Genomic DNA, 26,393 nt, shown 5'->3' with positions numbered 1-26,393 from the left:
TTCTCGCCGTTCTGCGGGACATCAGGCGCCCAGGCGCGCGATGACTTGGCCAGCCGCGCGGCGTGCCTGCGCATCGAGTGCCAGCAGGGCCGCCAGCGTGTCGGGCTGCGCGGGCACTACGGCTTCAAGCGTGGCGCGGTTCACGGCGTAGATCTGGTCGAAACGGATGCGCCGCGCCAGAAAGGCCGCCACGGCCTCCTCGTTCGCGGCGTTGAGCACGGCCGTAGTGCCGCGCGGCGCGGCAAGCGCCTCCCAAGCCAGGCGCAGACCCGGAAAGCGCTGCGCATGGCCGTGCTCGGCCACGTCCTCGAAGGTCATGGCCGAGAGCGTGCGAAAGTCCAGCGCCGCCGCGCCCGATTCGACGCGCTCGGGCCACGACAGGCCGTAGGCGATGGGCACGCGCATGTCGGGCGTGCCCAGCTGCGCCACCACCGAAGTGTCGCGGTACTGCACCATCGAGTGGATGATGCTTTGCGGGTGGATCACCACCTCGAGCTGCGCGGGATCGAGTCCGAACAGGTAGCGCGCCTCGATCACCTCGAGCGCCTTGTTCATCATGGTGGCCGAATCGACCGAAATCTTGCGCCCCATGCTCCAGTTGGGATGCGCGCAGGCCTGCTCGGGCGTCACGTCGCGCAGCGTGGCCGGCGCGCGTGTGCGAAACGGCCCGCCCGAGGCGGTGAGAATGATTTTTTCGACGCGCTGCGTCCAGGTCGACGGGTCTTCGGGCAGCGACTGGAAAATCGCCGAATGCTCGCTGTCTATGGGCAGCAGCGTCGCCCCGCCAGCGCGCACGGCTTCGAGGAACACCTCGCCGCCCACGACCAACGCCTCTTTATTGGCGAGCAGCAGGCGCTTGCCCGCGCGCGCCGCGGCCAGGCAAGGCGCCAGGCCCGCGGCACCGACGATGGCCGCCATGACGGTATCGATCTGTTCGTGCGAAGCTATCAATTCAAGAGCTTCTGGCGCTTGCAGTACCTGCGTTGGGAGGCTATTTTGTGCTAATTTTTCGGCAAGCAAGCGTGCATGCGACGCACTCGCCATCGCAGCCAGGCGCGGGCGAAAACGCGCACACTGCTCCAGCAGCAGATCGACCTGCGTCGCGGCGCTGAGGGCGAACACTTCGAAACGCTCGGGGTGGCGCGCCACCACGTCCAGCGTGCTGGTGCCGATCGAGCCCGTAGAGCCCAGAACCGCGAGACGCTGTTTCATGGCGTGCCTTGCAACCAACGGGCCAGCATCATCGCCAGCGGCAACGTGGGCAGCAGCGCATCGACGCGGTCGAGCACACCACCATGCCCCGGCAGCAGGCCGCTGCTGTCCTTGACGCCCGCGCTGCGCTTGACGAGCGACTCGACGAGGTCGCCGACCACGCTCATGGCGCCCAGAAACAGCGCCACCACGGCCAACAGCCCCCATCGCCAGCCACCGTGCGCCGCCACCATGCCGTAAAAACTGGGCGGCTGCACCTGCCAATGCACGTCTGCCGCGGCCCAGCCGAAGGCGAGCAACTGCACGCCAAGCAGGCCACCCCACACGCCCTCCCAGCTCTTGCCGGGGCTGATGGTGGGGGCGAGTTTGTTGTGCCCCAAAGCGCGCCCGAAAAAGTAGGCAAAAATGTCCGCAACCCAGACCAGCACCAGCACCGAGAGCAGAAAGTGGACACCCATGCGGCGTGCCTGCACGAGCGCGAGCCAGGCGAGCCACAGCGCGAGCAGGCCGCCCAGCAGCCGCAGCGCCTGCGGAATGTGCTGCCATTGCGCAACGCCCGCGCGCAGCAGCCAGGCGCCACCCAGCACCCAGGCCAGCCCCGCAAGCAGCCACAGCGTAGCCAAAGGCTGCTCCACCCAGCCGAGCCACCAGGTGAGCGCGCACAGCAACACGCACACGCCCCCCAAAGCCAGCGCCGCCGCCTGCCCCAGACCGTTGAGCCGCCCCCACTCCCAAGCGCCCGCCGCCACCAGCGCCAGTACCACGCACATCAAGGGCAGAGGCGTGGGATAAAACAGCGCGGGCAGCAAAATGGCCAGCAAAACAATGGCGGTGATGATGCGTTGGCGCAGCATGAAAGTCTCCTTCGCTTCACCCGGTTGGCTCAGGAAGCCACCGCGCGCACCTGCTCGGATGTCTTGCCGAAGCGGCGCTCGCGCGCAGCGTAGGCGGCGATGGCCTGCTCCAGCGCGGCCTCGTCGAAATCGGGCCAGAGCTTGTCGCTGAAAAACAGCTCGGAATACGCGGCCTGCCAGAGCAAAAAGTTGCTCAGGCGCATCTCGCCGCCGGTGCGGATCAGCAAGTCCGGGTCCGGCACATGGGCCAACGCCAGCGCGCCGGACAGGCTTTGCTCGGTGATGGCCTCGCCGCGCGCGGCGAGTGCGGCCGCCGCCTGTGTGATGTCCCAACGGCCGCCGTAGTTGAAGCACACGTTGAGCACCAGGCGCGGTGGTTCTGCCAGAGTGACCGTGCTCGCCTCGGCCTGTGCGAGCCCCTCGCGCACCCGCGCCGAGAGCCCGGCGCGCTCGCCCACGCAATAAAGCCGCACCCCGTCTTGTTTGAGCAAAGGCACTTCTCGCGCTAGCGCCAGCGCGAGCAGCTCCATGAGGCCAGAGACCTCTTCCGCAGGGCGGCTCCAGTTCTCGGACGAAAAAGCAAATACGGTGAGCACCTTTACGCCACGATCAAGGCAGGCGCGAACGCAACGGCGCAAGGATTCGACGCCCTGCCGGTGCCCGGCCAGACGCGGCAGAAAGCGGCGCTTCGCCCAGCGACCGTTACCATCCATGACGATGGCGATATGGTGCGGCACCACGGGAGTTGGGGATGAAGAAGGGTGTCGTGCGCGCAAAAGCTTCGCCTGAAAAAAAGAAAGCCGCTCGACCAATGCCGCTCACACCGCCATGATCTCTTGCTCTTTGGATGCAACCAGAGCATCGATCTCGGCGATATGCTTGTCGGTGACTTTCTGCACCTCGGCTTCGGCACGTTTTTGCTCATCCTCGGAGATGAGCTTGTCCTTCACGAGCCGCTTGAGTGCCTCGTTGGCTTCGCGCCGCAAGTTGCGTACGGCCACTTTGGCGCTTTCCCCTTCGTGGCGCGCGAGTTTTGCCATTTCCTTGCGCCGCTCTTCGCTCATCGGCGGCATGGGCACACGGATCAGGTCACCCATCGATGCGGGGTTGAGACCCAGCTCACTCTCGCGGATGGCTTTTTCGATCTTCGCGCCCATGCCCTTTTCCCAAGGCTGGACGCTGATCGTGCGCGCGTCGAGCAAAGACACATTCGCCACCTGGCTCAAAGGCACCATGGAGCCGTAATACTCCACGTGCACGGTGTCGAGCAGCGCGGGATTGGCACGGCCCGTGCGAATCTTCGCCAGGTTGTTTTTGAACGCCGCGATCGACTGGTCCATCTTGCTCGCAGCGGTGTTTTTGATTTCAGCAATCGTCGTCATGGGTTCTCCTCGAAACTGCGGCACGCCTGCTTGCACACCCACAGCCTCCCCGTCAGGCGTACACCAGCGTCCCTTCGTCTTCCCCGAGCACCACGCGCAGCAAAGCACCGTGCTTCACGATGGAAAACACACGCACGGGAAGTTTCTGGTCACGGCACAGTGCAAAAGCCGTTGCATCCATGATGCCCAGGTTGCGCGCCATGGCCTCGTCGAAGCTCAGGCGCGTGTAGCGCTGGGCCGCGGGGTCTTTTTGCGGGTCGGCAGTATAAACACCGTCCACCTTGGTGGCCTTGAGCACCACTTCGGCACCAATCTCGGCGCCGCGCAGCGCAGCCGCAGTGTCGGTGGTGAAAAATGGATTGCCCGTGCCCGCCGCGAACACCACCACCTTGCCCTCTTCGAGGTATTGCAAGGCCTTGGGGCGCACATAAGGCTCGACCACCTGCTCGATCGCAATGGCGGACATCACGCGCGCAGTGAGTCCTTTTTTGTCCATCGCGTCGGCCAGGGCGAGCGCGTTCATGACCGTGGCCAGCATGCCCATGTAGTCCGCCGTGGCGCGATCCATGCCGGCCGAGCCGCCTGCGACCCCGCGGAAGATGTTGCCGCCGCCGATCACCACCGCCACCTCGACACCGAGGCGCGTGACCTCGGCGATTTCTTCGACGATGCGCTCTATGGTCGCGCGGTTGATGCCAAAAGCATCTTCACCCATGAGCGCCTCACCAGACAACTTGAGCAGTATGCGCTTGTGGACTGGCGTGGCAAGGGCAACGGACATGGAGCGCTCCGTACAAATGTGGAAAAGAGATGGAAATGCAGTCAAGAAAAATCAGGCAGCGGCCTTGGCAGCAGCCACTTGCGCGGCGACTTCGGCAGCGAAGTCGTCTGCTTTTTTCTCTATGCCCTCGCCGACCACGTACAGCGTAAAAGACTTCACCGTAGTGCCGCGCTCCTTGAGCATCTGCTCCACAGTCTGCTTGTCGTTTTTCACGAAAGGCTGGTTCATCAAGGACACTTCCTTGAGGAATTTTTGCACCGCGCCCTCGACGCGCTTGGCCACGATTTCAGGCGACTGTACGGGCTTGCCCTCCGCTTGCGCCTTGGCCGCATCTTCAGCAGCCTTGGCCGCAGCGATCGCACGCTCTTTCTCGATCAGCTCGGCCGGCACCTCGGCGCTGGTCAAGGCCACGGGCTTCATCGCGGCGATGTGCATGGCCACGTCCTTGGCGGCGACCTCGTCTCCTTCGTATTCGACCACCACACCGATGCGCGTGCCATGCAAATAAGAAGCGAGCTTGTTGCCACCACGGAACGCCTTGAAACGGCGGAAGGTCATGTTTTCGCCGATCTTGCCGATCAGTCCCTTGCGCACGTCTTCGAGCGTGGGGCCGAAGCCGTCCTGGCTGTAGGGCAGAGCGCCCAGCGCTGCCACGTCGGCCGGGTTATGTTTGGCCACGAGCTCGGCCGCAGCCTTGGCCATGGCGATGAAGCTCTCGTTCTTGCTGACGAAGTCCGTCTCGCTGTTGACCTCGATCATGCCACCCGTGGTGCCCTCGATGAAAATCGCCACCACGCCTTCGGCCGTGATGCGTGAAGCCGCTTTGCCGGCCTTGGTGCCGAGCTTGACGCGCAAAATCTCCTCCGCTTTGGCCATGTCGCCATTGGCTTCGGTGAGCGCCTTCTTGCATTCCATCATCGGGGCATCGGTTTTGGCACGTAGCTCAGCCACCATGCTTGCGGTAATTGCAGCCATTTCGTATTCCTTCCGTATTCAACAATCGTTCACTGATTCGGCCCTTGCCTCTGCTTCAGGCTCAAAAAAGGGGCCTGTCACGAGCCCCTTTTCTGGCGACATCGCAAGAGCCCCTTTTGTCAGGCAGCCGACTCTTCGACTTCGACGAACTCGTCGGTGCTTTCCACTGCAACCGCCTTGACCACCTCATTCATGGCATTGGCGCGCCCTTCAAGAATCGCGTCGGCCATGCCGCGTGCATACAGCGCCACGGCCTTGGCCGAATCGTCGTTGCCAGGAATCACGTAATCGATACCTTCGGGCGAATGGTTGGTATCGACCACGCCGATCAGCGGAATGCCGAGCTTCTTGGCTTCGGCGACGGCGATCTTGTGGTAGCCGACGTCGATCACGAACATCGCGTCGGGCAGGGCCGTCATGTCCTGAATGCCACCGATGTCGCGTTCGAGCTTGGCGAGCTCACGATTGAAGTTGAGCTGCTCTTTTTTGCTCATGTGATCGAGCCCGGCTTCGAGCTGAGCCTTCATGTCTTTGAGTCGCTTGATCGAGCTCTTGACGGTTTTGAAGTTCGTCAGCATGCCCCCCAGCCAACGCTGATCGACATACGGCACGCCCGCGCGCTTGGCCTCGGCAGCCACGATTTCGCGCGCCTGACGCTTGGTGCCCACCATCAAAATCGTGCCACCGTTGGCTGTGAGCTGGCGCGCGAATTTTTGCGCCGCCTCGAACATAGGCAGCGTTTTTTCGAGGTTGATGATGTGGATCTTGTTGCGCTGCCCAAAGATGTAGGGGGCCATCTTGGGATTCCAAAAGCGGGTTTGGTGGCCAAAATGGACACCCGCTTCGAGCATTTCGCGCATGGTGATAGAAGACATGAAAACTCTCCAAAGGTTGGGTCTAAACCCAGCCCCACGACTTGCGCAGCCATCACAGAGCATCAGGACGCTCCAGGCGGCGCAGCACCTTTACGGGGCTGGCTTGCGATTTGTTTTGCCGCTCTAGGAGCCTGTCGGGCTTTGGGCGTCGATAGCGAGAATTCGCCTCAGCGAGGCCAGTTTTTGCCGGATTCGCAGCCCCATAGCGGGACTATGGAGCAAGAAGACGGTAAAAAATGGGTCGCTGCGGCGCATTCGCAGCCGACGATTCCAAAGTCCGACAGGCTGCTAGATGCACAAGTTCATGCAAAAGCAAAACCATCGAAGTTTAGCATGCGCAGTCCGGCGAAATTCCATCGGCGAAATCCCAGCCGCCCGTCCACAGCGCCGGCCGACTCCCATCCACAGCGCGGCTATGGCTCCGAAGAAAAAGCAGCATCCGGGCGCTTGCAGCGCAACTTTTTCGCGATAAAGTCAAATCTCTATTACATTCTGCTTTCCTTTGTAACGCCTCGCCCCTTTTCCCTTTTGCTTGCCAGGAGAAACCATGAGAATCGTTCCGCTGACCCTCGCCGCCGCCGCGACCGCCCTGCTGCTTGGGGGTTGCGAGACAACCGACATGAAGATGGGCAATGCCGACGCCAAGACGGTTGCGACCGGTGCGGCTGCGGGTGGCGCCAGCACCAATACCAACAGCGCCCTGGAAAAATGCGCGGCGCCGTTGGGCACGGTGTCGCTGATCGAGAACCAGTCTGCCGGCTGGTACACGGTCCTGACGGGGGAATACAAACTGCCACCCACGTCGAACCTGCTGCGCTTGCTGATTCAGCAGTCGAACTGCTTCGTCGTCGTGGAGCGCAGTGCCGCGGGCATGAATGCCATGAACCGCGAGCGTGCGCTGCAACAGTCTGGAGAGATCCGCAAGGGCAGCAATTTTGGCAAAGGCCAGGTCGTTTCGTCGGACTACGGTCTGTCGCCTGAAATCGTGTTCAGCCAAAATGATGCGAGCGGCATGGCTGCTGGCATTGGCGGATTGTTCGGCAGCAGCGGGCGTACGCTGGCGAGCTTGGCAGGCAACACCAAAACGCGCGAAGCCAGTGCCATGCTGACCTTGATCGACAACCGCTCCGGTGTGCAGGTCGCCGCGTCCGAGGGCAGTGCGTCCAAGACCGACTGGGGCGGTTTTGGCGCCGTGTTCGGCAGCTCCGTTGGTGGTGGGATAGGCGGTTACAGCAACACGGCCCAAGGCAAGGTGGTTGCCGCGGCCTTCATGGACGCTTACAACCAGATGGTCGTCGCATTGCGCAACTACAAGGCACAAACCGTGCAGGGCCAGGGTCTGGGTGGCGGCGGGCGCCTGGGGGTCGATGGCGGGGTGGCGCCGTCGCAGACTTCAGCCCCGGCAGCTTCGTCCAGCAAGAAAAAGAAAGCGCAGCAGTAAACCCTGATTGTCCATTCGGCGGCGCTGCGCGCCTCATGGACAATCTAGCAGCCTGTCGGACTTTGGAATCGTCGGCTGCGAATGCGCCGCAGCGGCCCATTTTTTACCGTCTTCTTGCCCCATAGCACCACTATGGGGCTGCGAATCCGGCAAAAACTGGCCTCGCTGGGGCACCTTCTCGCTTTCGACGCCCAAAGTCCGACAGGCTGCTAGGGTAAATCAAGTGGCTCCGCTGGCTTCAGTGGCTCCGGCGGGGGGCTATGCGCTGCGTTGCACCCAATTTGCCGGCTGTGCCATCTCTGACAAAGCCGTGCGGCCGCAGGCTGGATTCACCGAAGCGTTGCGCCGCCGCTCTATCATCGGCGCGGCCGTGGCGCAGATGAAACTCCTCTTTCATTACGGGGCGCCATTCACCCTGCGCCATGCCTGCGGCTCCCGGAATTTGACCGAGGCCGCAATTTTTTGTTGACGAAAGGATTTTTCATGAGCATCCAAACCATAGGGATCATCGGCGCCGGCACCATGGGCAACGGCATTGCGCAGGCCTGCGCCACAGCCGGTCTGCGCGCCATCATGGTCGATATTTCGGAAGCAGCGCTGCAAAAGGGTCTGGCGACCATCTCGGGCAGCCTGGAGCGTCTGGTCAAGAAAGAAAAAATCAGCGCCGCCGACAAGGACGCAGCGCTTTCCCGCATCCAGACATCGACGCAGTACGACGCGCTGCAACAGGCGCAGCTCGTGATCGAGGCAGCGACTGAAAACTACGACATCAAGGTCAAAATCCTGCAGCAGGTGGACAAGCTCGTCGGCCCCGAGGTCATCCTGGCGTCGAACACCTCTTCGATTTCGATCACCCAGCTTGCCGCGGTCACGGGCCGCCCCGACAAGTTCATCGGCATGCACTTTTTCAACCCCGTGCCCGTGATGGCGCTGGTGGAGATCATCCGCGGGGTACAGACCAGCGACGCCACGCACGACGCCGTGCACGCGCTCGCGCGCCAGCTCGGCAAGTCGCCGATCACGGTGAAGAACGCGCCGGGCTTCGTGGTCAACCGCATCCTCGTGCCCATGATCAACGAAGCCTTTTTCGTTCTCGCCGAAGGCCTGGCGACGCCCGAAGACATTGACGCGGGCATGCGCCTGGGCTGCAACCACCCGATCGGGCCACTCGCGCTGGCTGACATGATCGGGCTGGACGTGTGCCTCGCGGTGATGGAGGTCTATCTGAAAGAGTTTGGCGACAGCAAATACCGCCCCTGCCAGCTGCTCAAGGAATTGGTCGCCGCCGGGCACCTGGGCCGCAAGACGGGCCGCGGCGTTTATCACTATTGACCGGAGCGGACTGGACTGCATCGCGCCCGGGCTCCCGGTGCGATGCAGCCACGCGCTGCGGCCCACTACCCGCTCAATACCCTATCGTCATGCTGGGCACGTCCACGCGTACGATGGGCCGCCCGAGCAAGGCGCTGGTCGCGCGCGCGAAGTTCACGGCCCATTCGCGGTGCTCGGGTTTGGAAAAATAGTCTTCCCCTGCGGCCTGGGCCACCGTGAGCACCTTGTCCACCGTGAGCACCTTGCCTACGGAACGGATCGGCTCACATTCGAGTGCCGTGAACTGCGCATCCAGCCACTCCCGGGCCGCCTCCTTGTCCATGGGCTCGACACCACGCAAGTCAAAGCGGTAATTCGCCGCTTCGCCCCAGCTCACATCGACTTCATTGTGCATTTTTGCTCCTCGGCAATCAAAATAAGAAAGAATGGTTTCAGCTGATGGCCGGCTTGTCGGCACCGATGATGCTGCTGCGCAACTCGCGCTTGAGCACCTTGCCCGTGGCCGTGCGCGGCAACGCGGGCACTATCATCATCTGTTTTGGGATTTTGAAGTGTGCCAGCTTGCCCTCGCAAAAAGCGCGCACTTCTTCGAGCGTGAGCTGCGCGCCTTCGTGCAAGGCCACGACGAGCATGGGCACCTCGCCCCATTTTTGGTCGGGCACGCCGATGACCGCGGCCTCGCGCACGGCGGGGTGGCGATAGATCACCTGCTCGACCTCGGTCGGATAGACGTTTTCACCGCCCGAGATCAGCATGTCCTTGATGCGATCGACGATGTAGTAAAAGCCTTCTTCGTCCTGGCGCGCGAGGTCGCCGCTGTGGAACCAGCCATTGCGAAAGGCCTCTGCCGTGGCCTCGGGGCGACTCCAGTAGCCCACGAAGATGTTCGGGCCGCGCAGCACGAGCTCACCCGTCTCACCCTGGCGCACGTCCTGGTCGTTGGCATCGACGATGCGCATCTGCACGTGCGTGAGCGGCTTGCCGACCGAGCCATTTTTGCGCAGAGCATCGCGGCTGCCGAGAAAGCAGGCATTGGGCGCGGTTTCAGTCATGCCAAAGCCTTCGAGGAAACACAGGCCACGCTTTTGGAAAAACTCGATCACCGTGATCGGGCAAGGCGCCCCGCCCGACATGAGCACCCGCAGTGATGAGAGGTCGTACTGGTCGATGTCGGGCATCTGGCTGATCGCAAGCCACATCGCGGGCACGAGAAACAGCATGGAAACGCGCTCGCGCTGCACCAGGCGCAAGGTGTCCGCCGGGCTGAAGTGCGGATGCAGCACCACCTTCGCGCCTTTGTAGAGTGCCGGCAGCGTGTGGATGTTGAGCCCACCGATGTGAAACAGCGGCGCGACGGTGAGCACGATGTCGTCGCTGTGCAAACCCGCTTCACTGAGCAACAAATTGAAAGCGTTCCAGGTGGTGTTGCCGTGGCTCAGCAATGCGCCTTTGGGCCGGCCGGTCGTGCCCGAGGTGTACATCATGAGGTGCGGGTCGCTTTGCGTGACGGGCGTGCGCTGGGCTGGTGGCTGGGCCGTGGCAAGGGCTTGTTCGTAATTCACGTCGCCCGGCATGGGCGCACCCGAGCCCGGCACGTAAAAAGCGTGCGCAAGGGGGGTATTGGGCCGGATCGGCGCCACCAGCGGCGTGAACTGGGGGTGGTAGACCAGCACCTGCGCGCCGCAGTCGGTCAGGATGAACTCCACCTCGGCCGGGCTCAGGCGGAAATTGATGGGCACGGCGATGGCGCCCAGGCGCGCGCAGGCAAACAAGGTCTCGAGGAACTCGTTGCCATTGGGCAGCAGCAGCGCGACGCGGTCGCCCTTGCGCACTCCGCGCCCGGCCAGCACTCCGGCCATGCGTGCTGCGCGGTCCAGCAATTGCGCATAGGTAAGCCGCAGCTCGCCCACGACCAGCGCCTCCTGATCGGCGTGGTGCTGCGCGTGGTAGTCGAGCCAGTCGCCGATACCGCCGACGCGGTGGACTTCGTCGCTGTCCGTGTCATTTGCAAGATTTGCCACCTTGGTCTCCTTGGTCTATTTTTGTATTGTGAAATAAGTGGTGCCGCCGCCATCGGCACGGCAGGGATTCAGTCGCTGCGTCCGGCAAGCAGCCGTGTGGCGGTATAGCTCATGACCTGCGTGCCATGCTGGTTGAACACGTCGATGCGCGAAGTCACCACGGCGCGGCCGCCGCGTGAGGTCGGGCGGATGCCCGTGACTTCGACCACGGCTTCGATGCTGTCGCCCACGCAGACCGGCGCGAGGATTTTTTGCTGCATCTCGAGCAGCGCGAGCCCCGTGCCCTGGATCATGGTCTGCGCGAGAAAACCTTCGATCAGCACGTAGGTGAGCGCCGCGGGCACGGGCCGACCCGATATGGCGCCGCCTTCGTAGGTGGTGTCGATGAAGATGACCTCGAGCATGCCGCTGGTGCCGATGAAGTTCACCAGATCGGTTTCGGTGACGGTGCGGCGGAAGGTGCGCAGGCGCTGGCCAACCTGCAGGTCTTGCCAGAAAAAGCCGCGCCCGAGCTGGGGCAGCGAACGGTCTGGGCCGGCGGGTGCCGGCGCTGGGCTTGCCGAGGCGGGGGGCATCGTGTCTCCTTTGGTTTTTTACATGGAAGCCTGCAGCATAGCGCGGTAGTCGTCGGCCGTGGCAAGGCGCGGGTTGGTCTGGTGGCAGTGGTCGGCGAGCGCACCGCGGATCACGGCGTCGAACTGCGCGGGCTTTACGCCCAGCGCCGCGAGCCCGGCGGGCAGCCCAAGGCGCGCGTTCATGTCACGCAGCGCGGCGGGGATGTCACCCGCGCGCTCCAGCCCCATGGCCTGCGCCATGCGCTCCATGCGCCGCTCCTGCTGCACGCTGGGGCTCGCGGCGTTGAATGCGACCACGGCGGGCAGAAACAGGGCGTTCAGCGTGCCGTGGTGCAGGTGCGGGCTCAGGCCGCCGAGGCTGTGGCTCAGCGAATGCACGCAGCCCAGGCCCTTTTGGAAGGCGAGCGCGCCTTGCATGCTGGCGCTCATCATTTGCAAGCGCGCGGTGCGGTTCTGGCCGTCGCGTGTGGCGGCTTCGATGTGCGCCCAGCCGCGCGCAAGGCCGTCGAGCGCGATGCCGTCGGCGGGCGGGTTGAAGGCCGCTGACATGAAGGTTTCCATGCAGTGCGCGATCGCGTCCATGCCCGTGGCCGCCGTGAGGCCCGGCGGCAGGCCCAGCGTGAGCTCGGGGTCGCAAATGGCCGCGCGCGGCACCAGGTGCCACGAGTGGAAACCGAGCTTGCGCTGGTCTTCGACGATGAGGATGGCGCCGCGCGCCACCTCGCTGCCCGTGCCGCTCGTGGTGGGCACGGCGATCACGGGCGCCACCTTGTCGGTGATGCGCGGCGAGCCGCCCTCGATGGTGGCGTAGTGCACGAGCGGCCCCGGGTGCGTGGCGGCGATGGCGATGCCCTTGGCGCAGTCGATCGCCGAGCCGCCGCCCACGGCGATCAGGCCGTCGCACTGGTGCGCGTGGTACAGCTGCACGGCCACGCGCACGGCGGCCTCGGTGGGGTTGGAGGGCGTCTGGTCGAACACCGTGACGGGCAGAGCGCCCTGCGGAGCCTGCAGCGCCGCCAGGGCCTTGTCCAGCACGCCGGCGGCGCGCACACCGGCGTCCGTGACCACGAGCGGGCGCGTGATGCCCACGCGCGCGCACTCCTGCGGCAGCAGGCGCACGGCGCCGAAGTCGAATTGAATCTGGGTGACGTAGTTGATGAAAGCCATGGTGCCAAGTGCAAAATGTCGATGAATGAACGTGCGCGCCGGATTGCATCGGCCCGCACGGCTTTTTGACTTTACAACCAGGAGACACCCATGCGTACCCGACAAACCCTCATTGCCCTCGCCTTGGCCGTCGCCTGCGTGACAGGCGCGCAGGCCGAATGCCTGAGCGACGCCCAGGTGGCAGAGCTCACGGCCCACTACCTCGCCAAGACGCCCGCGCCCAACCCCGAAAAGCTGTCCGAAGCCGATGCCGCCTGCACGCGCGCCAAGTTCAATGCGCAGCTCGAAAAGCACCTGGGCAAAGTCATCGGCTACAAAGCCGCGCTCACGAACCCCGCGGTGCAGCAGCGCTTTGGCACCACGCAGCCGGTCTGGGGCAAGCTCTTCGAGCGCATGATGCTGCCCAATGGCGCCGTCGTGCCGACATCTTTCGGCACGCGGCCGATGTACGAGGCCGACATGCTCGTGCGCGTGCGCAGCAGCGCCGTGAACCAGGCAAAAACGCCGATGGAAGTGCTGCAAGCCATAGACCAGGTGATTCCGTTCATCGAGCTGCCCGATGTGTATGTGCAAAACCCCGCGCAACTCAATGCGGCAAGTTTCTCTGCCATCAACGCCGGAGCACGCCTGGGCGTCGCCGGCACACCCTTATCCGTACCCACAGACAACGCCGGGCGCCAGGCTTTGCTCGATGCCCTGCGCGATATGGATGTGATAGTTGCTGACGCAGACGGAAAGCGCCTTGGCGGCGGAAAAGGCAGTGACATTCTGGGCCACCCCTTGAATGCTGTGGTGTGGCTGGCGCAAGCGCTCGCGCAAGAAGGGCTGGCGCTGCAGCCGGGGGATGTCATCAGTCTTGGCTCTTTTTCGGTGCCCACAGCGCCCAAAGCCGGGCAAACGATCACGGTGCGCTACGAGGGCCTCAGCGGCGCCGAACCCGTGCGCGTGCAGTTCAAATAACCCCCGAGAAGCATCCTGCACACCGCCGCGCGGAACCCAAGCCCATGCCAGCCAGCGCCCCAGACGCCATGCTCCACCCCGACGCGCACGCCGCCTACCACCTGCACCGCGCACAGCTCACGCCGCAGATGCGCGGCGTGCTCGAGCGCATGGCGCGCGCCGGGCGGGCGCCGCTGCACAGCCTCACGCCGCAGGCGGCCCGCGCCGCTTACGCTGCCGGCGCCGAGGTGCTCGAAGTGCCGCGCGCGCCACTGCCGCGCGTGGAAGACCTGCACATCCCCGCGCGCGACGGCTGCGCGCTGCCCGCGCGCCTTTATGCGCCCAGCGCCCGCGCAGAGGCCCCAGCACTGCCGCTGCTGCTGTACCTGCACGGCGGCGGCTTCACCATAGGCAGCATCGCCACGCACGACATCCTGTGCCGCGAGCTGGCACGGCTCACGCCCTGCATGGTGGTGTCGCTGGACTACCGCCTCGCGCCCGAGCACCCCTTTCCCACGGCCACGCACGACGCCTGGGACGCGCTGGCCTGGCTCGCGCAGCATGCGCACACACTCGGCGCCGACCCGGCGCGCCTGGCCGTGGGCGGCGACAGCGCGGGCGGCACGCTCGCGGCCGTGAACGCCATCCTCGCGCGCGACGCCGGTCTGCCGCTCGCGCTGCAATTGCTGATCTACCCCGGCTGCACGGCGCACCAGGACACGCCCTCGCACCGCCGCTACGCGCAGGGGCTGGTGCTCGAGGCGCCGGCGATCGAATGGTTCTTCGGCCACTACGTGCGCAGCCCCGAGCAGCGCACGGACTGGCGCTTTGCGCCCCTGCTCGCGCCCGACGTGGAGGGCGTGGCGCCGGCCTGGATCGGCCTGGCCGAGTGCGACCCGCTCGTCGATGAAGGCATAGACTACGCGGACAAGCTGCGTGCCGCGGGCGTGCCCGTGGAGCTCGAAATCTACCGCGGCGTGACGCATGAATTCATCAAAATGGGCCGTGTGCTGCCCGAGGCGCGCCAGGCCCACACGGACGCGGCGCGCGCGCTGCGCCACGCCTTCGAGGGGAACTGAGGATGCACCGCAAAGACTTCCGCTGCCTGCTGCGCCTGCGCGTGCGCTGGGCCGAGGTGGACATGCAAAAAATCGTTTTCAACGGTCACTACCTGACCTACATCGACACCGCCATGTCCGAATACTGGCGCGCCGTCGCGCTGCCGTATGAGGCCGCGATGCAGGTGCTGGGCGGCGAGATGGTGGTGAAGAAAGCCACGCTCGAATACCACGCCCCGGCGCGCGTGGACGATGCGCTGCAAGTCGGCATGCGCTGCGCGCACCTGGGCAACTCCTCGTGCCGCTTCATCGCCGCCATCTTCCGCGACGACAAGCTGCTGGTCTCGGGCGAGATCGTGTACGTGTTTTCGGACCTGCAGACGCAGACTTCGCGCCCCATCCCTGCTGCGCTGCGCGACATTTTTGCCGACTACGAGGCCGGCGCCGAAATGGTGGAAGTGCGCACCGGCGACTGGAACACGCTGGGGCGCGACGCCACGCAGCTGCGCATGGCCGTGTTCGTGCGCGAGCAGGGCATCCCGGCCGAGGAAGACGCCGACGCCTTCGACCCCACGGCCTTGCACGCGGTGGCCTACAACCGGCTCGGCATGCCCGTGGCCACGGGCCGGCTCACGCAGGAAGCGCCGGGGGTGGCGCGCATAGGCCGCATGGCCGTGGAGCACTCGGTGCGCGGCCAGCAGTGGGGGCGCAGGATTCTCGAGGCGCTGCTGGCCGCGGCACGCGCCCGCGGCGACCGCCTGGCGCAGCTGCACGCGCAGTGCAGCGCCGAGGGCTTTTACCGCCGCGCGGGTTTCGAGCCCGTAGGCGCGCCGTACGAAGAAGCAGGCATCGCGCACGTGACCATGCAGCGCGCCTTGTGAACCAGCCCGCTCATACCTCTTCGAGCAACCGGTAAGGCAAGGGCAGCAAGCTAAGCGGCACGGATTGCCCTTCAGGCTGTGGCACGTGCAGCGGCTGCTCGGCCGCGGCGGTTTGCAGGCACACGATCGCGTCCACGCCGCCGCCCGGCGCGGCCGCCTCCTGCACCACGGTGCCGCAGGGCTGCTCGGGGTCGGATGCAGCAAAAATCTCCGCCGCCACGGCGATGGGCACGTCGGCGTGCGCGAGGTAGGCGCGGCGCTTGAGCGTGCCGCGGTACTGGCTGCGTGCCACCACCTCCTGGCCCGGGTAGCAGCCTTTGTGGAAGTTCACGCCGCCCACCGATTCGTAGTTGAGCATCTGCGGCACGAACAGATCGACCACGGGCGCGCTCAGCGTGGCGACGCCGCTGCGCACCTCGCTCCACAGCCACAGGCCCGCGTCCAAGGCCGGCCCGGCAGGCGCGGGCGCATCCGCGGGCCCAACCCAGAGCGCGCGCGGCTGCCCCAGCGCGGGGTACAAGTGCACCACGCTTTCAGAGCCAAAATCGGCCTTAGACCAGGCGGGACTTGCGCTACCAGCTATGGTTTCCACAGCGCTGCCGGCGAGGCCGTGGAGCGCAAACTCCGCCGTCGCATCGCTCAGGCGCACCTTGGCGCGCAGCACGAACATGGACAGACGCTTGAGCGTGGGCGCGAGCAGGTCGCGGCTGCACAGCAGCAGCACTTCGGTGGGGCTGCGCTTGAAGCCGATGAAGCTCGCCTGCATGCGCCCCTTGGCCGAGAGGAAGGCCGCCAGGCGCGCGTGCTGCGCATCGAGCTGCAGAAAATCCTGCGTGAGCTGGGCGTGCAGGAAGGCGGCAGCATCTTCGCCCTGCGCGCGCAACACGCCCAGATGCGTGATCGGCGCCACGCCGTGCAGCAGCGGGGAGGGATCGAGAGGGTTGGAATCCATAGGCATGGCTCCATTATCATCCCCGCTCTTTTTCCTTGCGCAAAGACACACACGATGCTGCGACGCCTGCTGACCCGGCTGTTTGCCGGCGCCATGCTGGTGCTGCTCGCCTTGGGCGCGGCCAGCGTCTGGTGGCTGCAGCAGCCGCTGAACCCCGGCCCCGAGACGCTGGAGCTCGCGATCGAGCCCGGCACCACGCCACGCGAGGTGGCGCGCCTGGCCGTGGCCGCAGGGGCGCGCAGCGATGCGCGGCTGCTCTACGCCTGGTTTCGCCTCTCGGGGCAAGACCGGTTGATCAAGGCCGGCAACTACGAAATTCCGCCCGGCACCACGCCGCGCAGCCTGCTACAAAAACTGGTGCGCGGAGAGGAGACGCTGCTGGCCTTTACGCTCGTCGAAGGCTGGAACTTCCGGCAGGTGCGCGCGGCGCTCGCGCGTGCCGAGCAGCTCAAACCCGATGCGGCCAGCCTCTCGGACGAGGCGCTGATGGCGCAGCTGGGGCGCCCCGGCGTCGCGCCCGAGGGGCGCTTTTTCCCCGACACCTACACCTACGCCAAAGGCAGCAGCGACCTTGCCATCCTGCGCCGCGCGCTGCACGCGATGGACCGGCAACTGGCCGCGGCCTGGGCGCTGCGCGCGCCCGATCTGCCGTTACGTAGCCCCGACGAGGCCCTGATTCTGGCGAGCCTGGTCGAGAAAGAAACAGGCCTCGCCGCCGACCGCGCACGCATCGCGGGCGTGTTCATCAACCGCCTGCGCGCGGGCATGCTGCTGCAGACCGACCCGAGCGTGATCTACGGCCTGGGCACCACGTTCGACGGCAACCTGCGCCGGCGCGACCTGCTCGCCGACACGCCCTGGAACACCTACACGCGCCCCGGCCTGCCGCCCACGCCCATCGCCATGCCGGGCAAGGCCGCGCTGCTCGCCGCGGTGCAGCCCGAACGCACGCGCGCGCTGTATTTCGTGGCGCGCGGCGACGGCAGCAGCGAGTTCAGCGAATCGCTCGACGCGCACGCGCGCGCCGTGCGCCGCTTCCAGCGCGGGCAGTGAAACCCGGGGCTTGCGGATTTTGGGATGATTGACCCCTTTCCCTCCATGACAAGGATTCCCATGGCACGCCCCGGCTTGTTCATCAGCTTCGAAGGCATAGACGGCGCGGGCAAGTCCTCGCACCTCGAGGCACTTGCGCAGGCCTTGCGTGCGCAGGGGCGCGAGGTGGTGTGCACGCGCGAGCCCGGCGGCACGCCGCTCGCAGAAAAGCTGCGCGCCCTGCTGCTCGCCGCACCCATGGACGCGCTGACCGAGGCGCTGCTGGCCTTTGCCGCGCGCCGCGACCACCTCGTGCAGGTCATAGGCCCGGCGCTCGCGCGCGACGCCGTAGTGCTGTGCGACCGCTTCACCGACGCCACTTTCGCCTACCAGGGCGCAGGGCGCGGAGTGGACTTCGAAATGCTCTCGCAATTAGAGCTGATGGTGCAGACGGACATTGCACAAATGCCTGGTTTGATGCTGGAACCCGACTTGACGCTCTGGTTCGACCTGCCCCCCGAAACCGCGGCGCAGCGCCTCGCCGGTGTGCGCCTGCCGGACCGCTTCGAGTCGCAGCCCGTGGAGTTTTTCCGCCGCGTGGCGCAGGGCTACGCCGCGCGCGCGGCCGCCGCACCGCAGCGCTTTGTGCGCCTGGACGCCGCCCAGGAGCGCGCGCAGGTCTGGCAGCAAATCTGCGCAGCGCTCTCAGAACGTGGCTGGCTGCCCGCGCCGGCGGCCGGATCGCCTGCCACCGGCCCAGCCCACATGCCCGCGAACGCCGCATGAGTGCCGTCACCGCCGCCCCCACCGTCCCGCCCTGGATCGCCGCACAGCGCGCGCAGCTGCTGGCCCAGCGCGGCCACGCCTGGCTGCTGCACGGACCCTCGGGCCTGGGGCAGTTGGCGCTCGCGCTCGAGCTGGTGCGCGCCTGGCTCTGCGACGCGCCGGGCGCGCAAGGCGCGTGCTGCACCTGCGCGAGCTGCCATGCGATCGATGTGCACACGCATGCCGACCTGTGCGTGCTCATGCCCGAGACCACGCTGCTCGCGCTGGGCTGGCCGCTGCCCGAAAAGGCGCAGGCCGATATCGACGACAAAAAGCGCAAGCCCAGCCGCGAGATCCGCGTCGAAGCCATGCGCGACGCGGTCGAATTCAGCCAGCGCACGGCCGCGCGTGCACGCGGCAAGGCCGTGCTGGTCTATCCGGCCGAGCAGATGAACACCGTCACGGCCAACGCCTTGCTCAAGACGCTCGAAGAGCCGCCGGGTGACACGCGCTTCGTGCTCGCGAGCGAGGCTGCGCACCAGTTGCTGCCCACCATCCGCAGCCGCTGCCTGGGCCACGCCATGGTCTGGCCGCAGGCTACCGACGCGTTGCAATGGCTGCAAGCGCAGGGCGTGCCCGCCGACACCGCACAAGCCCTGTTGCGCGCCGCGGGCGAGCGCCCCGAGGACGCGCTGGCGCTCGCACACGCGGGCCTCCAGCCGCAGGACTGGGCCGCGCTGCCGCGTGCGCTCGCGCGCGGCGAGGCCGGCGTGCTCGCGGGCCTGCCCTCTGCGCAGGCCGTCGGCAGCCTGCAAAAGCTCTGCCACGACCTGCTGGCCGTGCGCGTGGGCGCCGCGCCGCGCTACTTCGCGCCGGCCGACCTGCCGCAGCCCGCACAGGCGCCGCCGCTCGCCGCGCTCACACGCTGGGCGCGCACTCTGGCGCAGGAGGCGCGCACGGCCGAACACCCCTTCAACGCCGGGCTCATGCTCGAAGCGCTTGTGGCCGGGGCGCAGGCCGTCCTACACTCACAGCGCTGAATTTTTTCCGCGCACCCCTCACCGTCTGAGCCTCACCATGAGCAACTCCACCCCGCGCCCCAGCGTCATGCAGCTGGCCATCAAGGAAAAGGCCGCGCTCTACGCCGCCTACATTCCTTTTTTCAAAGAAGGTGGGATCTTCGTGCCCACCGAGCGCGAATACCGCCTGGGCGACGACGTTTACGTGCTGCTCACGCTGCCCGAAGGCACCCAGCGCTACCCCATCGCGGGGCGCGTGGCCTGGATCAACCCGCCCAACGTGGGCGGCAACCGCAAGCCGGGCGTGGGCATACAGTTCCCCGCGGACGAGAAATCGCGCCAGCTCAAGTTCAAGATCGAGGAAATCCTCGGCGCGGCGCTGAATTCCGACCGGCCCACACAAACGATTTGAGCGCTGCGCCTGCCACTGCCCGCCCCTTTGCCCGTCCTTTCGCCCGCCTCTTTTGCCCGCGCCTTGACCGGCCGACCGTTTTGCATGTTCACCGATTCCCACTGCCACCTCACTTTTCCCGAGCTCGCAAGCCAGCTGCCCGCGATCCGCGCCGCCATGGCCGCAGCGCAGGTCGATCGCGCGCTGTGCATCTGCACCACCATCGAAGAATTCGAGGAGGTGCACGCGCTTGCCCTGGCCTACGACAATTTCTGGTGCACCGTGGGCGTGCACCCCGACAACGAGGGCGTGTACGAGCCCTCGCAGCAGGACTTGCAGCAGCGCGCCACGCTGCCGCGCGTGCTCGCGATGGGCGAGACGGGGCTGGACTACTACGGCATGCAGGAGCGCAAAGGCGGGCGCAGCATCGCCGACCTGGAGTGGCAGCGCGCGCGCTTTCGCACCCACATCCGCGCCGCGCGCGCCTGCGGCAAGCCGCTCGTGGTGCACACGCGCAGTGCGGCGGACGACACCCTGGCCATCCTGCGCGAGGAAGGCGAAGGCAACCCAAGCCAGAGCACCGGCCCGGGTGCCGGCGGCGTGTTCCACTGCTTCACCGAGTCGCTGCAGGTGGCGCGCGCCGTGCTCGATATGGGCTACTACCTGTCTTTTTCGGGCATCGTGACCTTCAAGAACGCGCAGGACTTGCGCGACGTGGTGGCCTACGTGCCGCTCGAGAGCATGCTGATCGAAACCGACAGCCCCTATCTCGCGCCCGCGCCGCACCGCGGCAAGACCAACACCCCGGCTTACGTGCCGCTGGTGGCGCAAACCATCGCACAGGTCAAGGGCCTGCCGATCGAAGCCGTGGCCGAGGCCACGAGCCGCAATTTCGACACGCTGTTTCGCCCCGGCGCGGCTTGAAAATCAGCGCTCTGAGGCACGGCCATGGGCACTCGATTTCAAGCCTTTTTTAGCCACTTGCGCTTTCTGGCATTGCCGTTTGCACTGCTTTTTTTGCAGCATCCAGGGGCGCAGGCTGGCTCCTACGACGACTTCTTCACGGCCATCATTCGCGACAACCCCGGCACCATCACCGACTTGCTGCGCCGCGGCTTCGACCCCAACACGCCCAACGAGCGCGGCGACAAGGGCCTGCTGCTGGCGCTGCAGCTCGAATCCGACAGGGTCTTTTTCGCGCTGCTGCAGTCGCCCCAGGTGGATGTGAATGCGCACAATGCGCGCGGCGAAACGCCGCTCATGCTCGCGGCCATCAAGGGCAACCTGCCGGCCGTGCAGGCCCTGCTCGCGCGCGGCGCCGACGTGAACCAGCCCGGCTGGGCGCCGCTGCACTACGCGGCCTCGGGTGACACGCCGCAGCACGCGCAAATCGTCAAGCTGCTGCTCGAGCACTCCGCCTACATCGACGCCGCCTCACCCAACGGCAGCACACCGCTGATGCTGGCCGCGCGCTACGGCAGCGAGACGATCGTGCAACTGCTGCTGCAAGAGGGCGCAGACCCGACGCTGAAAAACCAGCTGGGCCTGACGGCGCGCGACTTCGCACTCGGCGCCGAGCGCGAACACACCGCAGCCCTGATCGACACGGCAGTACGCGGGCGCGGGCAACCCAAAAATTAAGCCCCGCCTGCAGTTCAGAGAATGCGGCCGTAAGGCCCGTCGTCGCCCAGCTGCACCAAGTTGTCGGCCGTGGCCAGGTGCTTGGGCTGGCGCTGCGGCTTTTCGGTCACGCAGTCGGCATAAAAGCGCACGTGGCCGTGGGCGTCGATCTCTTCGACCAGGCCGTGGATGTCGGTCTCGAAGCCCGGGCAGAGCTTGGCAAATTCGCGCGCAAACTTGAGGTAATCGACGATCTTGCGGTTGAACACCTCGCCCGGGATCAACAGCGGAATCCCCGGCGGATACGGCGTGAGCAGGCCCACGGTGATGCGCCCTTCGAGGTGGTCGATCTCCACGCGCTCGGTCTTGCGCTGCGCGATGTGCGCGTAGGCGTCGGCCGGGTTCATGGCCGGCTGCAGGTCTGACAGGTACATCTCGGTCGTGAGGCGCGCAATGTCGTATTTGGCGTACATCTCGTGCACGTGCTGGCACAGGTCGCGCAGGCCCATGCGCTCGTAGCGCCGGTGCTGCTGGCAGAACTCGGGCAGGATGCGCCACATGGGCTGGTTTTTTTCGTAGTCGTCCTTGAACTGCTGCAGCGCCGTGAGCAAGGTGTTCCAGCGGCCCTTGGTGATGCCGATGGTGAACATGATGAAAAAGCTGTAGAGCCCGGTTTTTTCGACCACCACGCCGTGCTCGGCCAGGTATTTGGTGACGATGGACGCGGGGATGCCCGTGGGGTCGAACTTGCCGTCGAGGTTCAGCCCCGGCGTGACGATGGTGGACTTGATCGGGTCGAGCATGTTGAAGCCGTCGGCCAGCTCGCCGAAGCCGTGCCAATCGTCGCCCCCTTCGCCGGCGCTGCGGCCATCGCGGCGAAAGATCCAGTCTTCGGCGCGGCCTATGTCCTCTTCGACGAGCTTTTGCGGCCCCCAGACCTTGAACCACCAGTCGTTCTCGCCAAACTCGGCCTCGACCTTGCGCATCGCGCGGCGAAAGTCCAGCGCCTCGAGGATGCTTTCCTCGACCAGCGCCGTGCCGCCGGGCGGCTCCATCATCGCGGCGGCCACGTCGCAGCTCGCGATGATGCTGTATTGCGGGCTGGTGCTCGTGTGCATCAGGTAGGCTTCGTTGAACAGGTGCCGGTCGAGCTTGATGGTTTGGGAATCCTGCACGAGCACGTGGCTCGCCTGGCTGATGCCGGCCAGCAGCTTGTGGATCGACTGCGTCGAATACACCACCGAATGCTTGGGCCGCGCGCGCTTCTTGCCCATGGCGTGGTAGCTGCCGTAAAAGGGGTGAAAGGCCGCGTGCGGCAGCCAGGCTTCGTCGAAGTGCAGGTTGTCCACGTAACCGTCCACCATGGACTTGATGGTTTCGGTGTTGTAGAGCACGCCGTCGTAGGTGGACTGCGTGAGCGTGAGCACGCGCGGGCGGATTTTTTTCACGTCCACGCCTTGCAGCAGCGGGTTCGCACGCATCTTGGCCTCTATGGCCGCGGGCTCGAATTCGCTTTGCGGGATCGGCCCGATGATGCCAAAGTGGTTGCGCGTGGGCTTGAGAAACACGGGGATCGCGCCCGTCATGATGATGCTGTGCAGCACCGACTTGTGGCAGTTGCGATCGACCACCACCACGTCGCCCGGCGCCACCGTGTGGTGCCAGACGATCTTGTTCGAAGTGCTGGTGCCGTTGGTCACGAAAAAGCAGTGGTCGGCGTTGAAGATGCGCGCCGCATTGCGCTCGCTCTCGCCGATGGCGCCGTTGTGGTCGAGCAGCTGGCCCAGCTCCTCCACCGCGTTGCACACGTCGGCGCGCAGCATGTTTTCGCCGTAGAACTGGTGGTACATCTGGCCGATCGGGCTTTTGAGGAAGGCCACGCCGCCCGAATGCCCCGGGCAGTGCCACGAATACGAACCGTCCTCGGCGTAGTCGAGCAGCGCCTTGAAAAACGGCGGCTGAATGCCCTCGAGATAACTCTTGGCCTCGCGCACGATGTGCTTGGCGACGAACTCGGGCGTGTCCTCGAACATGTGTATGAAGCCGTGCAGCTCGCGCAGGATGTCGTTGGGCAGGTGGCGGCTGGTCTTGGTCTCGCCGTGCAGATAGATGGGCACGTCGGCGTTCTTGCGCCGCACCTGGCCGATGAAGTTGCGCAGGTTCAGCACCGCAGGGTCCAGGCCGGACTCGAGCGTGAACTCCTCATCGTCGATCGACAGGATGAAGGCGCTGGCGCGGCTTTGCTGCTGCGCGAACTGCGACAGGTCGCCATAGCTGGTCACGCCCAGCACCTCGAAGCCTTCAGCCTCTATGGCCTGCGCCAGCGCGCGAATGCCCAGCCCCGAGGTGTTTTCGGAACGGTAGTCTTCGTCGATGATGACGATGGGAAAACGAAACTTCATGCACAGCCTCCGTGCCTTGCGCCGCCGCAGCATCTGCGGCAGCCGCATCCAAAAGAAGAAAGGCGCGAAGTGTACGGAATCCATGTGACTGCGTCGTGCGCCCTTCGTGAACCCTCGTTACGTCATTGCGCGCCACGGGCAAGCCATCCCGCACAATAGCGGCACCTTCATTGCTGAACACCCCATCCCATGGAAACCCCCACCCTCTGGTGGCTGTTGGCCGGCGTGGCCGTGCTGGCCGAGTTGCTCACCGGCACTTTTTACCTGCTGATGCTGGCGCTGGGCCTGGCTGCGGGCGCGCTTGCGGCGCACGCGGGCCTGGGCACGCTGGTGCAAACCCTCAGCGCCTCCGCGGTGGGCATGGGCGCAGTGCTGGCCTGCTACCTGGTGCGCAAAAAGCCCGCGGGCGCGCCCTCGGCACGCGCCGACCGCAGCGTGAACCTCGACGTGGGCGAGATCGTCACCATCAGCCAATGGAACCCCGACGGCACCGCCACCGTGCGCTACCGCGGCACGCTCTGGACGGCCCTGCACCGCCCCGGCGCCACGCCGCGCCCCGGAGCGCACCGCGTGGCCGAGCTCGTGGGCAGCCGGCTGCTGGTCGAGCCCCTCGATGCAGCCCATCCTGCCGACCCTGCTGATCCCGCCTGACGGCCTTGCAAGCCCCCTCCTTCGATCTGTTCCTTCACCATCCGCACCGAGGCCCGCCATGCCCATCGCCATCGTCGTTTTCATCATCGCCGTCATCTTCATCGCGCGCTCGGTGCAGGTCGTGCCGCAGCAGCACGCCTGGGTCAAAGAACGCCTGGGCAAGTACGCCGGCACGCTCACGCCGGGGCTCAACTTCATCGTGCCCTTCATCGACAAAATCGCCTACAAGCACAGCTTGAAGGAAATCCCGCTCGACGTGCCCGAGCAGGTCTGCATCACCAAGGACAACACGCAGCTGAAGGTCGATGGCATCCTCTACTTCCAGGTCACCGACCCCATGCGCGCGAGCTACGGCGCCTCGAACTACGTGGTCGCGATCACGCAGCTCGCGCAGACCACGCTGCGCAGCGTGATCGGCAGGCTCGAACTCGACAAAACCTTCGAGGAGCGCGAGATGATCAACGCCCAGGTGGTCAACGCCATCGACGAGGCCGCGCTCAACTGGGGCGTGAAGGTGCTGCGCTACGAGATCAAAGACCTCACGCCGCCTGCCGAAATCCTGCGCTCCATGCAGGCGCAGATCACCGCCGAGCGCGAAAAGCGCGCGCTGATCGCGGCCTCCGAAGGCAAGCGGCAGGAGCAGATCAACCTCGCCACGGGCGAGCGCGAGGCCTTCATCGCGCGCTCCGAAGGCGAAAAACAGGCCGCGATCAACAGGGCCCAGGGCGAGGCGGCGTCCATCCTCGCCGTGGCCGAAGCCACCGCCGAGGCCCTGACGCGCGTGGCCGCGGCCATCCGCCAGCCCGGCGGCGAACAGGCGGTGCAGCTCAAGGTCGCCGAAAAAGCCGTGGAAGCCTACGGCAAGGTCGCCGCCGACGCGAATACCACGCTGATCGTGCCCAGCAACATGAGCGAAGTCGCCACGCTGCTGGGCTCGGCCATGAAAATGCTGCAGACGCCGGCCGCGGGGCGCTGAGCGCGCTCTGCCTCTGCCTTTGGTCATTCCCCCATCGCTCCTTTTTGATTTTTTGTGCTGCAAACGACCCCCCCTTCCCCGCCAACGACTTACAGCCCCTGGCGCCTGAGCGTCGCGCCCATGCTCGATTGGACCGACCGCCATTGCCGCTACTTTCACCGCTTGCTGAGCCGCCACGCGCGGCTCTACACCGAAATGGTGACCACGGGCGCGCTGCTGCACGGGGACGTGGCGCGGCATTTGCTTTTTTCTGCAGAGGAGCACCCCGTCGCGCTGCAACTGGGCGGCAGCGAACCCGCCGATCTGGCGCAGTGCGCACGCCTGGCACAGCGCTGGGGCTACGACGAGGTCAACCTCAACTGCGGCTGCCCGAGCGAGCGTGTGCAGCGCGGCGCGTTCGGCGCCTGCCTGATGCACGAGCCGCGCCTCGTGGCCGACTGCGTCAAGGCCATGGCCGACACAGTGTCGCTGCCCATCACCGTCAAGCACCGCATAGGCATAGGCCGCGACGAGCGCTACGCCTTCGTGCGCGACTTCGTCGGCACCGTGGCCGAGGCCGGCTGCCGGGTGTTCATCGTGCATGCACGCAACGCCTGGCTCGAGGGCCTCTCGCCCAAGGAAAACCGCGAGATTCCGCCGCTGCGCTACAACGTCGCGCGCGCGCTCAAGGCCGACTTTCCCGCGCTCACGATCGTCGTGAACGGCGGCCTCGACACCGACGCGGCCGTGCAGGCGCAGCTCGATGCGGGACTGGACGGCGCCATGGTGGGCCGCGCCGCGTACCACAACCCCTGGTGGCTCGCCAGCTGGGACGCGCGCTACTTCGGCGCCGCGCCCGCCACGCTGACGCACGAGGCTGTCGAAGAAGCCATGGTGCGCTACATGGAGCGCGAAGCCGCCGCGCACGGCACACCGTGGTACTCCATCGCCCGCCACATGCTGGGCCTGCGCCACGGCCTGCCCGGCGCACGCCGCTGGCGCCAGGTCTGGAGCGACCACCGCCTCAAGCACCTGCCCGCAGCCGAAGTGATGGCGCGCGCGCGCGTGCCGGGCGCGCCGAAACCATCGCTCTGTGAGCCGCTGTGAAAAGGG

28 protein-coding genes are annotated in these 26,393 nt (G+C 65.9%); 15 read left to right on the top strand and 13 right to left on the bottom strand.

Annotated features, from left to right (window positions below; translation table 11 throughout):
- Positions 1-21: 21 nt before the first annotated feature.
- The 7 genes from ispC to rpsB all read right to left on the bottom strand — a co-directional run bounded on the left by ispC (position 22) and on the right by rpsB (position 6,079).
- Positions 22-1,212: a 1-deoxy-D-xylulose-5-phosphate reductoisomerase gene (ispC, locus tag DFR45_RS07090; protein ID WP_114482993.1), complete on the bottom strand. Its 1,191-nt coding sequence runs from the start codon at positions 1,210-1,212 to the stop codon at positions 22-24.
- Complete coding sequence (locus DFR45_RS07085) at positions 1,209-2,066, bottom strand: phosphatidate cytidylyltransferase (protein WP_114482992.1); 858 nt, start codon at positions 2,064-2,066, stop codon at positions 1,209-1,211. Before DFR45_RS07085 ends, ispC begins: the two co-directional genes overlap by 4 nt.
- 29 nt (positions 2,067-2,095) lie before the next feature.
- Positions 2,096-2,842, bottom strand: coding sequence for a polyprenyl diphosphate synthase (uppS, locus tag DFR45_RS07080; RefSeq protein ID WP_277874954.1), 747 nt, complete (start codon positions 2,840-2,842; stop codon positions 2,096-2,098).
- Between the two features lie 42 nt (positions 2,843-2,884).
- Positions 2,885-3,448, bottom strand: coding sequence for a ribosome recycling factor (frr, locus tag DFR45_RS07075; protein ID WP_114482991.1), 564 nt, complete (start codon positions 3,446-3,448; stop codon positions 2,885-2,887).
- A gap of 52 nt (positions 3,449-3,500) precedes the next feature.
- A complete protein-coding gene (gene pyrH, locus DFR45_RS07070; RefSeq protein ID WP_114482990.1) occupies positions 3,501-4,229 on the bottom strand; it encodes a UMP kinase in 729 nt (242 codons plus the stop codon).
- A 51-nt stretch (positions 4,230-4,280) separates the two neighbouring features.
- Positions 4,281-5,204 (bottom strand): translation elongation factor Ts, encoded by a 924-nt coding sequence (tsf, locus tag DFR45_RS07065; protein ID WP_114482989.1) that lies wholly within the window; start codon positions 5,202-5,204, stop codon positions 4,281-4,283.
- A 119-nt stretch (positions 5,205-5,323) separates the two neighbouring features.
- On the bottom strand, positions 5,324-6,079 hold the full coding sequence (gene rpsB, locus DFR45_RS07060; RefSeq protein WP_114482988.1) for a 30S ribosomal protein S2: 756 nt from the start codon (positions 6,077-6,079) through the stop codon (positions 5,324-5,326).
- Between the two features lie 547 nt (positions 6,080-6,626).
- Here rpsB and DFR45_RS07055 point away from each other — a divergent pair.
- The 3 genes from DFR45_RS07055 (at position 6,627) to DFR45_RS07050 (ending at position 8,852) form a co-directional block, all read left to right on the top strand.
- Positions 6,627-7,520, top strand: a complete 894-nt coding sequence (locus DFR45_RS07055) for a CsgG/HfaB family protein (protein WP_114482987.1) — start codon at positions 6,627-6,629, stop codon at positions 7,518-7,520.
- 223 nt (positions 7,521-7,743) lie between these two features.
- Entirely contained in the window at positions 7,744-7,989 is a 246-nt protein-coding gene (locus DFR45_RS14500; protein WP_144686928.1) for a hypothetical protein, read from the top strand.
- Positions 7,990-8,003: 14 nt separating this feature from the next.
- A complete protein-coding gene (locus DFR45_RS07050; RefSeq protein WP_114482986.1) occupies positions 8,004-8,852 on the top strand; it encodes a 3-hydroxybutyryl-CoA dehydrogenase in 849 nt (282 codons plus the stop codon).
- Positions 8,853-8,925: 73 nt separating this feature from the next.
- On the opposite strand, the gene DFR45_RS07045 is transcribed toward DFR45_RS07050, so the two are convergent.
- The 4 genes from DFR45_RS07045 to DFR45_RS07030 all read right to left on the bottom strand — a co-directional run bounded on the left by DFR45_RS07045 (position 8,926) and on the right by DFR45_RS07030 (position 12,615).
- Entirely contained in the window at positions 8,926-9,246 is a 321-nt protein-coding gene (locus tag DFR45_RS07045; RefSeq protein WP_114482985.1) for a hypothetical protein, read from the bottom strand.
- A gap of 37 nt (positions 9,247-9,283) precedes the next feature.
- Entirely contained in the window at positions 9,284-10,873 is a 1,590-nt protein-coding gene (locus tag DFR45_RS07040) for an acyl-CoA synthetase (RefSeq protein WP_199755297.1), read from the bottom strand.
- 68 nt (positions 10,874-10,941) lie between these two features.
- On the bottom strand, positions 10,942-11,448 hold the full coding sequence (locus DFR45_RS07035) for a MaoC family dehydratase (RefSeq protein WP_114482984.1): 507 nt from the start codon (positions 11,446-11,448) through the stop codon (positions 10,942-10,944).
- An 18-nt stretch (positions 11,449-11,466) separates the two neighbouring features.
- The gene (locus DFR45_RS07030) at positions 11,467-12,615 is read right to left on the bottom strand and encodes an iron-containing alcohol dehydrogenase (protein WP_114482983.1); all 1,149 of its coding nucleotides are present in this window, start codon (positions 12,613-12,615) and stop codon (positions 11,467-11,469) included.
- Positions 12,616-12,705: 90 nt separating this feature from the next.
- Here DFR45_RS07030 and DFR45_RS07025 point away from each other — a divergent pair, with 90 nt between their 5' ends.
- The 3 genes from DFR45_RS07025 to DFR45_RS07015 all read left to right on the top strand — a co-directional run bounded on the left by DFR45_RS07025 (position 12,706) and on the right by DFR45_RS07015 (position 15,493).
- Positions 12,706-13,575 (top strand): 2-keto-4-pentenoate hydratase, encoded by an 870-nt coding sequence (locus tag DFR45_RS07025; protein WP_114482982.1) that lies wholly within the window; start codon positions 12,706-12,708, stop codon positions 13,573-13,575.
- 68 nt (positions 13,576-13,643) lie between these two features.
- Entirely contained in the window at positions 13,644-14,633 is a 990-nt protein-coding gene (locus tag DFR45_RS07020) for an alpha/beta hydrolase (protein ID WP_241659300.1), read from the top strand.
- A 2-nt stretch (positions 14,634-14,635) separates the two neighbouring features.
- Positions 14,636-15,493, top strand: coding sequence for a YbgC/FadM family acyl-CoA thioesterase (locus DFR45_RS07015; protein ID WP_114482980.1), 858 nt, complete (start codon positions 14,636-14,638; stop codon positions 15,491-15,493).
- A 10-nt stretch (positions 15,494-15,503) separates the two neighbouring features.
- On the opposite strand, the gene ygfZ is transcribed toward DFR45_RS07015, so the two are convergent.
- Entirely contained in the window at positions 15,504-16,445 is a 942-nt protein-coding gene (ygfZ, locus tag DFR45_RS07010; protein WP_114482979.1) for a CAF17-like 4Fe-4S cluster assembly/insertion protein YgfZ, read from the bottom strand.
- 93 nt (positions 16,446-16,538) lie between these two features.
- Between ygfZ and mltG the strand changes: the two genes are divergently transcribed.
- From mltG to DFR45_RS06980, 6 genes are all read left to right on the top strand, one after another.
- Positions 16,539-17,498 carry an endolytic transglycosylase MltG gene (mltG, locus tag DFR45_RS07005; RefSeq protein ID WP_114483035.1) on the top strand — a complete coding sequence of 320 codons (960 nt, stop codon included), beginning with the start codon at positions 16,539-16,541 and terminating at the stop codon, positions 17,496-17,498.
- Between the two features lie 60 nt (positions 17,499-17,558).
- Positions 17,559-18,263 carry a dTMP kinase gene (gene tmk / locus DFR45_RS07000; RefSeq protein WP_114482978.1) on the top strand — a complete coding sequence of 235 codons (705 nt, stop codon included), beginning with the start codon at positions 17,559-17,561 and terminating at the stop codon, positions 18,261-18,263.
- The gene (locus DFR45_RS06995) at positions 18,260-19,282 is read left to right on the top strand and encodes a DNA polymerase III subunit delta' (RefSeq protein WP_114482977.1); all 1,023 of its coding nucleotides are present in this window, start codon (positions 18,260-18,262) and stop codon (positions 19,280-19,282) included. Before tmk ends, DFR45_RS06995 begins: the two co-directional genes overlap by 4 nt.
- A 37-nt stretch (positions 19,283-19,319) precedes the next feature.
- Positions 19,320-19,673, top strand: coding sequence for a PilZ domain-containing protein (locus tag DFR45_RS06990; protein WP_114482976.1), 354 nt, complete (start codon positions 19,320-19,322; stop codon positions 19,671-19,673).
- A gap of 84 nt (positions 19,674-19,757) precedes the next feature.
- Complete coding sequence (locus DFR45_RS06985) at positions 19,758-20,576, top strand: TatD family hydrolase (RefSeq protein ID WP_114482975.1); 819 nt, start codon at positions 19,758-19,760, stop codon at positions 20,574-20,576.
- 24 nt (positions 20,577-20,600) lie between these two features.
- Entirely contained in the window at positions 20,601-21,293 is a 693-nt protein-coding gene (locus DFR45_RS06980) for an ankyrin repeat domain-containing protein (protein ID WP_114482974.1), read from the top strand.
- A 14-nt stretch (positions 21,294-21,307) separates the two neighbouring features.
- Here the strand turns inward: DFR45_RS06980 and DFR45_RS06975 are convergent, their stop codons facing one another.
- The gene (locus DFR45_RS06975; RefSeq protein WP_114483034.1) at positions 21,308-23,674 is read right to left on the bottom strand and encodes an arginine/lysine/ornithine decarboxylase; all 2,367 of its coding nucleotides are present in this window, start codon (positions 23,672-23,674) and stop codon (positions 21,308-21,310) included.
- 189 nt (positions 23,675-23,863) lie between these two features.
- Here DFR45_RS06975 and DFR45_RS06970 point away from each other — a divergent pair, with 189 nt between their 5' ends.
- From DFR45_RS06970 to dusA, 3 genes are read left to right on the top strand one after another with little or no spacing between them, the layout of a single operon-like run.
- Positions 23,864-24,325: an NfeD family protein gene (locus tag DFR45_RS06970; RefSeq protein WP_114482973.1), complete on the top strand. Its 462-nt coding sequence runs from the start codon at positions 23,864-23,866 to the stop codon at positions 24,323-24,325.
- A gap of 58 nt (positions 24,326-24,383) precedes the next feature.
- Positions 24,384-25,301, top strand: a complete 918-nt coding sequence (locus DFR45_RS06965; protein ID WP_114482972.1) for an SPFH domain-containing protein — start codon at positions 24,384-24,386, stop codon at positions 25,299-25,301.
- A gap of 57 nt (positions 25,302-25,358) precedes the next feature.
- Positions 25,359-26,387, top strand: coding sequence for a tRNA dihydrouridine(20/20a) synthase DusA (gene dusA / locus DFR45_RS06960; protein WP_277752665.1), 1,029 nt, complete (start codon positions 25,359-25,361; stop codon positions 26,385-26,387).
- Positions 26,388-26,393: the final 6 nt, after the last annotated feature.

This window comes from Extensimonas vulgaris, from assembly GCF_003337425.1.
Classification (GTDB): domain Bacteria; phylum Pseudomonadota; class Gammaproteobacteria; order Burkholderiales; family Burkholderiaceae_C; genus Extensimonas; species Extensimonas vulgaris.
Note: the sequence above shows the minus strand (reverse complement) of the source record. Positions and strands in the feature narration are given on the sequence as shown.